This is a genomic window from Pseudoalteromonas sp. NSLLW24 (assembly GCF_015864725.1).
Taxonomy (GTDB): Bacteria; Pseudomonadota; Gammaproteobacteria; order Enterobacterales; family Alteromonadaceae; genus Pseudoalteromonas; species Pseudoalteromonas arctica.
This window is the reverse complement of the sequence record NZ_JADYWQ010000033.1, coordinates 1-10,020: the sequence shown is the minus strand read 5'-3', so window position 1 is coordinate 10,020 and position 10,020 is coordinate 1. Positions and strand designations below refer to the sequence as shown.

Here is a 10,020-nt window from a genome sequence, read left to right as displayed (position 1 = left end):
TGCGGGAGCCGGATTTGAACCGACGACCTTCGGGTTATGAGCCCGACGAGCTACCAGACTGCTCCATCCCGCGCCTGTGTATTTTAAGTCTATCGACTACTTTATTTTATCTCTTAAGCTAGAGTTTACAGTAACCAAATCTTATAAAAAATTGGTTGCGGGAGCCGGATTTGAACCGACGACCTTCGGGTTATGAGCCCGACGAGCTACCAGACTGCTCCATCCCGCGCCTGTAATTTCTTTAAAACATTTTCGTAATATTTACGAGCCTGCCTTGAAGAGAGCGCTACTATATAGGAATAAACATTTAATGCAAGGCCTAAACTAATTAAAGTTGTTCAACCGAACAAAAAGCAATCAAATTGCTATTCTGCGCTCAACCTTTGATGCGGATTAATCATTTTTTGCCATTCCCAGTCTGGATGCCCCATCACTATAAAGTCAGGGTTCTCAGTACTCTCGCGTTGGTTGTACGTTAGCGGGTTAAATTCTGCATCGGTAATACAACCACCGGCTTCTTCAACAATAACTTGTGAAGCACCTGTATCCCACTCTCCCGTTGGACCAATTCTTAAAAAACAATCTGCTTTGCCTTCTGCAACAGTACAAGCTTTTAATGAGCACGAACCAATAGCAATAGTTGTAAACTGACTATTTAAATACTGACTCACCGCTTCTATTTTTTGGCGGCGGCTCACTGCAAGCGTCAAGTTCTCTGGCGGCGCTACAGATATTTGCTTATCAATTGAGTTTTCACGTTTAAAGGCACCATTTTTAGCTGTAGCAAAATAAGTCACACCTTTTGCAGGCCAATGAATAACACCAAGCACTGGGTGATTATTTTCAATCAATGCAATATTTACTGCAAAATCGCCACTTTCTAAAATAAACTCGCCTGTGCCATCCATCGGATCGAGTAACCAATAACGCTGCCAATCCTGTCTGTCGGCGAGTGCTGGTATAGGTGTTTCTTCCGACATAATCGGAATATCGGGTGCTAAGACTTTTAATCCAGCAACCAGTACGTCATTTGCTGCTAAATCAGCTTTGGTAACAGGCGTATTATCTGATTTCTCTTGTTGGCCAATATCACCTTTTTTATAAATGGCCATAATTGCATCGCCAGCACGCTCAGCTAATTCAATACACGGTTCGATTAATTTATTCATCGGCAGCTCCAGACGCTAAATACTTATCTAATAATAGCAAAGCTGCAACACTGCGTGCTTCGGTAAAATCTTCTTGGTCTAATAATGACTGCCACTGAGTTAATGGCCACTTAACAACAACAAGCGGCTCTGGTTCGTCGCCAATAAGGGTTTGTGGGTATAATTGCTTAGCAAATAAAATATGCATAGTGGCATTAAAGTAACTCGGCGCCATTGTTACTGTTCTTAATGGTTTAAAATACTCAGCACCAAAGCCAATTTCTTCTTTAAGCTCTCTGTTAGCAGCTTGCTCTGGCGTTTCGCCCGGATCGATTAAGCCTTTAGGAAAACCTAACTGGTAATCGTTTGTGCCCGCACAGTATTCACGTACAAGTAGTAATTCGTTGTCTGCACTTAACGGAACAATCATCACTGCTCCCCGGCCACCGCCGCGAATTCGCTCATACTGGCGCTCTTCGTTATTAGAAAACTTTAGCTCTAAAGACTCCACAGTAAACAGGCGGCTTTTAGCGACAACATTGTTACTGAGGATTTGTGGTGGTGTTGGGTGCTTTTTCTGTGTCATTGGCGTTAATTTGCTATCATGGCAGTTAGTTCAATAATAAACCTTATAAGTTGAAATTCCTATGTTAAATTGGTCAAAAATCGATACCGTTTTGCTCGACATGGATGGAACATTACTCGATTTACATTACGACAGTCATTTTTGGCTTAACGTTATTCCTGCGCAACACGCATTAGCAAGGGGCATTAGCCTAGATGCAGCTAAAGCAGATATTTTAAAACGCTATCAAGCTGTGAGCGGTCAAATACAGTGGTATTGTTTAGATTATTGGGAGCAGCAATTAAGCTTGCCTATAATGGAGCTTAAACGAGAGTCTCAGCATTTAATTAAAATGCGCGAAGACGTACCTCATTTTTTAACTGAGCTTAAAAAAGCAGGCAAAGAGTTAATTTTACTTACCAACGCCCACCCTGAGAGTGTCATGCTTAAATTTGAGCATACAGCGATTGATAACTACCTAGATGGCGTAGTGTCGACTCATGAATATGGAGTAAGTAAAGAGCAACAAAGTTTGTGGCACCAAGTACAAAAAGACTTAGGATTTAATAAGCAGCGCACTTTGTTTGTAGATGACAGTGTGCCGGTTTTGAATGCCGCACGAGAATACGGCATTGAGCACTTACTTGCAGTTGCTAACCCAGATAGCCAACAACCACATAACGAAATAGCCGATTACCTAAGTGTTACCGACTATCGTAAGATTATCTAACTCAACTTACGTGACTTAAATTTTTGGGTAACGCGCTTCTAGCCCTTGATATACTAACTTTGCAAAATCTGCATGTTCTGTATCAAGGCTTTTAACTACTTCAACTAAATGCTCGTTATCTTCTTGCCCATTCCATTCTTTAATATAGCTACCATCTTTGTAACCGTGATCTTGGCGGAAAAAGTTTAACGTGTTTTTACCTACGTAGCCGCGATATAAATCATCAATATCCATACCCATTTGCGCCATACAGCCGGCAAAGGCACCTGCATTAAACGTTTTATCTGCAACTGCAGAAGCCGCTAATATCTCTAGTGTTTGTTTAAAGTCATCAGCTTGTTGAGCATTACTAAGCTCAGTTTCAAGTTGCTTTGCTAAGTCTTCGTAGCTAGTTTCGCCGTCAATTCTAAGCGATAGACCAAAATGAAAAATATCAACCAACTCTAAAATAACTTGTTCAGTATCTGGTGTTTGTTTTTTCCACCATTTCCAACCATGATGATCCAACATTTCAGCACACTCAACCCAAATAGCGCGGTACCATTCAAACCCTTGAGTAAACCATTGCTCATGTACTTTAGTATTCATGGCGTTTTGCATTTCTAGCATCACTACTAGCTTGTTTAAATTGGCAGACATATCAGTTCCTGTCGTTTTGATTGGCGTAATGTTCGTTGGTGTAATAATACAGATAAAATGCTGATTGTGCATTGCTGTATATTTTTATTAGTGTGCTAGTTATGTTTATCGTGACGTCGTAAACTCATGCCATGAATCAATTAAATCAATGAAATCTTCAAAGCCACAACCACTACTTAAGCCATTTTCTTCAAGCGCTAAATCGTCATCTTGATACGCTATTAGGTCTTCGCTGTCTTGATGAAGCGCATGGGCTTCAAATAATGCTTCGTCTTTCGTTAATATTAAATCTATTTCTTGGCCTTTTAGCGTTAGCGGCTCATAGCTTGAACTCACCGATGCAATAAGCGCTTGCACCATGGCTACTTTGTCTTTGCCTATTTCTTCGTTTAGCCAGCGACCAATAATAGCGTGTTCACTGCTTATTTTAATACGTAGCCCACTAATAGGGTCGCGAATAAATTGATATTCCATAGGGTTTGCCTGTAAATCTTTAATTGCGTAATTATATACGTAAACGCCCGTAAACCACAGGACATATAAAGTAAAATAGCGCCACATGGGCGCTATTTTACTCAACTTGAAAACCGTTAACTTCGCGATCTATAACGCGCTGCGTCAATAATCGACCATAAGTAAATAATAGGCACAAGTACAAAGCCTACAAGCACATAAATTAGTGCGTAACTTATTATAATAGCGAGTGCAAAAAATATAGCCGCTAAAATACGCCCTTGCACTAACTGCCCTAAACCAGGAAAAAATATATTACATAATGCTGCGATTACGTTACCGCCAGAACCTTGATCTGCCATACTAACCTCTGTATTTATTTGATTTTATAATTATTTACTTACACACTCTATGCCAATTTATTAAAGCTTACAAATCAAATAGTTAAATTAGTCTAGATTTAGAGAGTTAGTAAATTTTGCTAACTTTAGGTCAAATTAGCAATTTTTGTTATGTGTTTGCACTTTTCTATTCGCTCAATTAATTAGCAAGTTACTCGTTTTGAACACTATTTTATAAATAGCTGTTTATAAAAACAGTATTTTATTTAGCCTAACAAAAACACCTGTTATACTGGCCACAATATTGATTAAAAAGGCGTAACGATGGACGTTTCACAATTACTCGATGGCTTAAATGACAAACAACGCGATGCCGTTGCAGCCCCACTACAAAACATGCTGGTATTAGCAGGTGCTGGGTCTGGTAAAACACGAGTGTTAGTTCATCGTATTGCGTGGCTTATGCAAGTTGAGCAAGCCTCCGCTTACAGTATTTTTGCAGTTACTTTTACTAATAAAGCCGCTAAAGAAATGCGTGGCCGCGTTGAAGAAACACTAAAAGCGCCTGTAGGTGGTATGTGGATTGGTACTTTCCATGGTTTATCGCATCGTATTTTACGTGCTCATCACCGTGAAGCTAATTTACCAGAAGCCTTTCAAATTTTAGACTCTGACGATCAGCTTCGGATGATCAAGCGCTTATTAAAATCGATGAATATTGATGATAAAAAATGGCCCGCTAAGCAATTTGGCTGGTACATAAGCGCCAAAAAAGATGAAGCACTTCGCCCTAAAGATATTCAAGCATACGATATTAATGAGCAAATGATGCTGCGTGTTTATGCCGCCTATCAAGAGGCCTGTGATAGAGCGGGCCTAGTTGATTTTGCTGAAATATTACTACGCAGCTACGAAGTGTTAAAAAATAACCCTACGTTACTGCGTCATTATCAGCAACGCTTTGCGCATATGCTCGTAGACGAGTTCCAAGATACAAATACCATTCAATATGCTTGGTTAAAATTACTTGCTGGCGATACTAACAGCATTATGATTGTAGGCGACGATGACCAAAGCATTTATGGTTGGCGTGGTGCTAAAATCGAAAACATTAAACGTTTTTTAACTGACTTTAGCGCAGAAACCATTCGTCTTGAACAAAACTACCGCTCAACAGCGACTATTTTGAAAGCGTCTAACGCATTAATTCAAAATAACTCAGAACGTATGGGTAAAAGCTTGTGGACCGACGGTAACGACGGCGAGCCAATCTCTATTTATGCAGCATTTAATGAGTTAGACGAAGCACGCTTTGTAAGTAGCAAACTACGAAGCTGGTTAAATGCAGGTAATGCCCTACAAGATGCCGCAATTTTATACCGTAGTAACGCGCAATCTCGTGTACTTGAGGAGGCCATGCTGCAAGAAGGCTTAAAATACCGTATTTATGGTGGTATGCGATTCTTCGAACGACAAGAAATTAAAGATGCGCTTTCGTATTTACGCCTAGTAGGTAATCGTCAAGACGATGCCGCGTTTGAGCGTGTAATTAATACGCCAGCACGCGGTATTGGTGATAAAACATTGAGCCATATACGAGATTGTGCACGAGCAGAATCGTTACCGCTTTGGTATGCCGCAAAAGCAATTGTAGAACAACAGCAATTATCTGGTCGTGCCTCTGGTGCAGTAAGTAAGTTTGTAGAACTAGTCGAACAAATAGAAGATAAAATTAGCGATCTAACTTTGCATGAGCAAGCCAAGTACACAATTCAAACCTCAGGCTTGATGGCAATGTACCAAGCTGAAAAAGGTGAAAAAGGCCGTGCTCGCGTAGAAAACTTAGAAGAGCTAATTAGCGCATGTGACCAGTACGAACTTCCTGAAGACGAAGAATACAGCTCGCCTTTACAAGGCTTTTTAGCACATACGTCACTTGAGTCAGGTGAAGGACAAGCAGAAGAGCACGAAGACGCCGTTCAAATGATGACACTTCACTCAGCTAAAGGCTTAGAGTTTCCGTTAGTGTTTATGGTGGGCGTAGAAGAAGGCATGTTCCCTTCTCAGCAAAGTAACGAAGAGTCTGGTCGTTTGGAAGAAGAGCGCCGCCTTTGTTATGTAGGCATGACACGAGCAATGGATAAGTTATACATTAGCCATGCTGAGAGTCGCCGTTTATACGGGCAAGAAAAATACCATAGCCCATCACGCTTTTTACGCGAAATACCTGAGGACTGCGTAGAAGAAATCCGTATTAAAACACAGGTTTCTCGCCCGCCTGCCGCCGGGCGTTTTAGCGCATCAGTTAGCCATGCCGCATTTGAAGACAGTGGCTTTAACTTAGGGCAACGAGTTTTGCATGCTAAGTTTGGTGTTGGTACCGTACTTAATTACGAAGGCAGTGGCGCGCAATCTCGCGTACAAGTTAACTTTGACGACCTTGGCAGTAAATGGTTAGTAACGGCCTATGCACGATTACAAGCTGTATAAAGCTCACCTAAATGAGTTAGAACAACAACTAGCTGGCGCGTATCATCGTCAGCTAGTGTTGATTACGGGCAGCCCTGCTTGGTGTTATGAATTACTTAACTCATTAATAGATGAAAACAATACACTTGTTGTATCAAAGCAGTCCGCGATTAAAAATTCGTACTGGCCTACTCGCACTCACCAAATTTTAGGGCAAGAATTTGCTCATGCTGTTTACGATGGTTTTAGTGGTTTACACCCTGATAAACTTGCAGCACTTACCGGCACCGTTAAAGCAGGCGGTATACTGTTTTTATTACTGCCCGAATTAAATGATTTAGCCTCTTGGCAAGACCCCTCATTAAGTACAGTGCAATCACACGGTCAGAGTATTGACTACAGTTTATTTAATCAACGTTTCGCGGCTATTATTAAGCAATTACCCGCTTTTCATTTTAGTGAAAAAAATGGCTGTATTAGTAATCTCGTCAGCTCTGTTACGCATAATAAAATTGATTATGTACCACAGCAAAACTGCGTTGAACAAATAGTAAAAATAGCTAATGGTCGTGCCAACAGGCCTTTACTCATTAATGCTGATAGAGGTAGAGGCAAGTCGGCAGCACTTGGCTTAGCAGCCGCAAAATTAGCTGATAAAAAAGTAATTATTTGCAGCACTCAGTTTAAAGCGACCCATAGTAGCTTTAAACATTTAGCCAACGAGTTAGACCTGCAATACAACGCTGAACATAAACAGCTCGCCAACTTGCACTACGTTGCACCTGACGCGTTATTAAATGCATTACCTGAGTGCGATTTATTACTCATTGATGAAGCCGCCGCGATCCCTGTACCGTTATTGCTAAAAATGCTAGCTCATTACCCTCGTATAGTCTTTGCAAGTACACTGGTTGGGTATGAGGGCAATGGTAGGGGTTATACCATTCGCTTTAGTAACTATATAAAAGCGCACTATAAAGCCTCTAAAGTTGTAACGCTTGATGAGCCACTGCGTTTTGCTAAACACGATCCCCTCGAGAAGCACATTCGCACCTTGCTTGCACTCGGTGCACAATATAAAGAGTTAAGTAGTGAGCAATTAGAGCAGCCAGTTCATAGCGAAATAACTCAGCAATCCCTTGTAAACAATGAGCCTTTACTGCAACAAGTTATTGCCCTGCTTGCATTGGCTCACTATCAAAGTAGTGTAAACGATTTACGCCAACTACTAGACGCACCATCGCAACGAATATTCATCAGCAAAATTAACAATCAATTAGTTGGTGTATGTTTAATCGCAATAGAAGGTGGTTTAAGTGAAGAACTTGCTCTACAGGTTATAAGCGGAGAGCGCCGCCCACAGGGTCATTTAATGGCTCAAACCCTCTCACAACTTAGTTTTAATAATGACTACTTAACACAGTTGAGCGCTCGCGTTGTACGAATAGCGATTGATCCCAGTTCTCACAATATGGGTTTTGGTAAAAAGCTACTTAGCTATTGCGAGTCGCAAGTAAAAAGCCAATGTAGTTGGTTTGGTGCAAGCTTTGGCGCAACAGCGCAGCTACTTAACTTTTGGCAAAAACAAGGGTTTGATACCGTAAAACTGGGTTATCAACGCGATAAAAGCACAGCTGAACATTCGGCGCTTGTGGTTAAATGCTTAAGTAACAAAAGTGCAATTATTAGACCTTTGAAAAAGCAGTTTAAAAACGACTTTTTTTATGCTCTTTTAACACACTTTAAAACACTGGATTGGCAACTTGTAAGTATTTTAATTGAAGGATTTAGCGATGAGCTAGTAAGCCCCGAGACTCGCGAACGATTAGCCTTGCTCGTAAACAGTAACTTCACTCAATTTAATATCTCTGCGACTCTTTGGCAAGTAGTGAATCAGTGTCCTTCTTGTATGTCTCAATTAACAGAGTCTGATAAACAACTTTTAATAAAGTTAGTGCTTCAAAATGAATGTAATGAAAAAGTGATTCAACAATTAGGTTTATTAGGAAAAAAGCAGCTTGAGAATCAATTTAAACGTGCCATAAAAAATCTCACTAGTGCCATCTAATAACTCCTAGTTACCTATCTCTATTAAATCTTATCCATCTTTAAGCTATTTATTTAATTTGTTCTATCCTTAAAGCATTAGCAGGTAAATTAAGATAAAGGCATGGAATTAATAAACTTTAAAGTGGGCTGCAAAACAATTTCACTTAAAATACTCGATATTTTATTAACAGAGCGCTTTGACAATAATCTAACAACTTTACCAAACAATAATAAAAGCTTTATTGGTGTTAAAGATTATATGGATATACCAACGCCTGTTTTTGATTTAGGTATTATTTTAAATAATATCTCAACCGAACAAAGTAATGCGCATGTACTAAAACAACTAAGAACATGGCAAGAAAAACTATTAAACTGGTTCAATACCCTTCAAAGTAACTTATCAAATAGCTCAGCTTCTATTTCAAGCAATGACGCAGAGCTACAAGATTTTGTTCTGTTTTACAAAGAGCTCAACACCGATAATGAAGACTTAAAACTAACAATGTCTCGGCTTAACGAGCCTTTCCAATCATTGCTAGAAACGGTAAAAGAAGCTATATCAGCTCATAATCAAAGCGATTATAAACAAGTATCAGCTCTGCTCGAAAAAATTAAGCGTAGTAACCTAATTCAGCTAGAGCGTTTATTCGAATCAGCTAAAGAGCAAATAACCTTAGACTATAAACCTATTATTGTTTTTACCACTAAAGACGGCTTAAACCCACACGTAGGGTTATTGGTAGATAAAGTCGAAGATAATATCGACTATAAAAAAGAAGACATTAAACCACTAGATAAGCTCACTGAGGTTGGTTTTGATCTAGACCCACAAACTAAAAATATGATGCGAGGATTAATCAAGCTTTCACAAAAGCACAGTGTATTAATTGATCCAAGCGTAATATTTAAACCAACACAACTAGAAGAATCTGAAAGTGAAGAAACTCAAGCTTACGGACTATTTTAAATAGTCTTTAGATTTGGTTATAAACTTTAGTACTGAAGTAAGGAGCTATTCTGCTCGACTTGTATATTTAGGTGAATTGGAAAGGCCTAGAGTGCGTAATGTTCGTTACTCCTCTATATTTCGCTTTTCTGCAGACGTAAAAAGCCCGAATCGTTAGATTCGAGCTTTTTAAAATGTAAAATCGGTGCGCGCAGTAGAGCCCACAGCAGTGGAGAGTCACAGTCCAAATACGCACTATCATTTCTCAAGCAGCTTATTATCGTGCTATTGCTGATACTGGTGAGCTAAGTGGGCTTCTTAAAAGTAGTTCATGAGCTGTAATCGAATAAAGTAAGGGATATTAATGGGAGTGTAGGGTGTGATTTGTACGTTATTCACTCACACTCCACTTTTCTGCAGACGTAAAAAAGCCCGAATCGTTAGATTCGGGCTTTCTACAATTTGAAGCCTGGTAATGTCCTACTTTCACATAGCAAATGCTACACTATCATCGGCGCTGTTTCGTTTCACTACTGAGTTCGGCATGGAATCAGGTGGGTCCAAAACGCTATTGTCACCAAGCAAATTTGGGCGTTAATTCGTATCGCTACGCACTAACTGAATTTGGAAAATATCTGATAATATTTTTTAAGTCTTTCTAAGTAATATCTACTTTA

The 10,020-nt window shown here is 39.8% G+C and carries 9 protein-coding genes, 2 tRNA genes and 1 rRNA gene; 4 read left to right on the top strand and 8 right to left on the bottom strand.

Annotated elements, in window-relative coordinates:
* The 4 genes from I6E72_RS19545 to nudE all read right to left on the bottom strand — a co-directional run bounded on the left by I6E72_RS19545 (window position 1) and on the right by nudE (window position 1,734).
* Window positions 1-73, bottom strand: a tRNA-Met gene (locus I6E72_RS19545).
* 79 nt (window positions 74-152) lie between these two features.
* Window positions 153-229, bottom strand: a tRNA-Met gene (locus I6E72_RS19540).
* A 136-nt stretch (window positions 230-365) separates the two neighbouring features.
* A complete protein-coding gene (cysQ, locus tag I6E72_RS19535) occupies window positions 366-1,169 on the bottom strand; it encodes a 3'(2'),5'-bisphosphate nucleotidase CysQ (protein ID WP_007586545.1) in 804 nt (267 codons plus the stop codon).
* The gene (gene nudE / locus I6E72_RS19530; protein ID WP_007586548.1) at window positions 1,162-1,734 is read right to left on the bottom strand and encodes an ADP compounds hydrolase NudE; all 573 of its coding nucleotides are present in this window, start codon (window positions 1,732-1,734) and stop codon (window positions 1,162-1,164) included. The genes cysQ and nudE overlap by 8 nt, the downstream gene beginning before the upstream one ends.
* Before the next feature lie 61 nt (window positions 1,735-1,795).
* Between nudE and yrfG the strand changes: the two genes are divergently transcribed.
* On the top strand, window positions 1,796-2,443 hold the full coding sequence (yrfG, locus tag I6E72_RS19525) for a GMP/IMP nucleotidase (protein ID WP_007378908.1): 648 nt from the start codon (window positions 1,796-1,798) through the stop codon (window positions 2,441-2,443).
* Between the two features lie 15 nt (window positions 2,444-2,458).
* Here yrfG and I6E72_RS19520 read toward each other — a convergent pair whose 3' ends face one another.
* The 3 genes from I6E72_RS19520 to I6E72_RS19510 all read right to left on the bottom strand — a co-directional run bounded on the left by I6E72_RS19520 (window position 2,459) and on the right by I6E72_RS19510 (window position 3,897).
* The gene (locus I6E72_RS19520; RefSeq protein WP_007586550.1) at window positions 2,459-3,082 is read right to left on the bottom strand and encodes a dUTP diphosphatase; all 624 of its coding nucleotides are present in this window, start codon (window positions 3,080-3,082) and stop codon (window positions 2,459-2,461) included.
* 105 nt (window positions 3,083-3,187) lie between these two features.
* Window positions 3,188-3,556, bottom strand: coding sequence for a YacL family protein (locus tag I6E72_RS19515; protein ID WP_024592461.1), 369 nt, complete (start codon window positions 3,554-3,556; stop codon window positions 3,188-3,190).
* A gap of 116 nt (window positions 3,557-3,672) precedes the next feature.
* Window positions 3,673-3,897 carry a hypothetical protein gene (locus I6E72_RS19510; RefSeq protein ID WP_002963009.1) on the bottom strand — a complete coding sequence of 75 codons (225 nt, stop codon included), beginning with the start codon at window positions 3,895-3,897 and terminating at the stop codon, window positions 3,673-3,675.
* 303 nt (window positions 3,898-4,200) lie between these two features.
* Here I6E72_RS19510 and uvrD point away from each other — a divergent pair, with 303 nt between their 5' ends.
* The 3 genes from uvrD (at window position 4,201) to I6E72_RS19495 (ending at window position 9,364) form a co-directional block, all read left to right on the top strand.
* On the top strand, window positions 4,201-6,366 hold the full coding sequence (gene uvrD / locus I6E72_RS19505; protein WP_197113893.1) for a DNA helicase II: 2,166 nt from the start codon (window positions 4,201-4,203) through the stop codon (window positions 6,364-6,366).
* A complete protein-coding gene (locus I6E72_RS19500; RefSeq protein ID WP_197113890.1) occupies window positions 6,344-8,413 on the top strand; it encodes a GNAT family N-acetyltransferase in 2,070 nt (689 codons plus the stop codon). Before uvrD ends, I6E72_RS19500 begins: the two co-directional genes overlap by 23 nt.
* 102 nt (window positions 8,414-8,515) lie before the next feature.
* The gene (locus tag I6E72_RS19495; protein WP_197113887.1) at window positions 8,516-9,364 is read left to right on the top strand and encodes a chemotaxis protein; all 849 of its coding nucleotides are present in this window, start codon (window positions 8,516-8,518) and stop codon (window positions 9,362-9,364) included.
* Window positions 9,365-9,810: 446 nt separating this feature from the next.
* On the opposite strand, the gene rrf is transcribed toward I6E72_RS19495, so the two are convergent.
* Window positions 9,811-9,925: ribosomal RNA gene (rrf, locus tag I6E72_RS19490) — 5S ribosomal RNA — on the bottom strand.
* Window positions 9,926-10,020 lie beyond the last annotated feature (95 nt).

What these genes read in the sequence shown, in the direction of transcription:
- cysQ (WP_007586545.1), bottom strand. Translation starts at nt 1,169, where the DNA reads ATGAATAAATTAATCGAACCGTGTATTGAATTAGCTGAGCGTGCTGGC.
- nudE (WP_007586548.1), bottom strand. Translation starts at nt 1,734, where the DNA reads ATGACACAGAAAAAGCACCCAACACCACCACAAATCCTCAGTAACAAT.
- yrfG (WP_007378908.1), top strand. Translation starts at nt 1,796, where the DNA reads ATGTTAAATTGGTCAAAAATCGATACCGTTTTGCTCGACATGGATGGA.
- I6E72_RS19520 (WP_007586550.1), bottom strand. Translation starts at nt 3,082, where the DNA reads ATGTCTGCCAATTTAAACAAGCTAGTAGTGATGCTAGAAATGCAAAAC.
- I6E72_RS19515 (WP_024592461.1), bottom strand. Translation starts at nt 3,556, where the DNA reads ATGGAATATCAATTTATTCGCGACCCTATTAGTGGGCTACGTATTAAA.
- I6E72_RS19510 (WP_002963009.1), bottom strand. Translation starts at nt 3,897, where the DNA reads ATGGCAGATCAAGGTTCTGGCGGTAACGTAATCGCAGCATTATGTAAT.
- uvrD (WP_197113893.1), top strand. Translation starts at nt 4,201, where the DNA reads ATGGACGTTTCACAATTACTCGATGGCTTAAATGACAAACAACGCGAT.
- I6E72_RS19500 (WP_197113890.1), top strand. Translation starts at nt 6,344, where the DNA reads ATGCACGATTACAAGCTGTATAAAGCTCACCTAAATGAGTTAGAACAA.
- I6E72_RS19495 (WP_197113887.1), top strand. Translation starts at nt 8,516, where the DNA reads ATGGAATTAATAAACTTTAAAGTGGGCTGCAAAACAATTTCACTTAAA.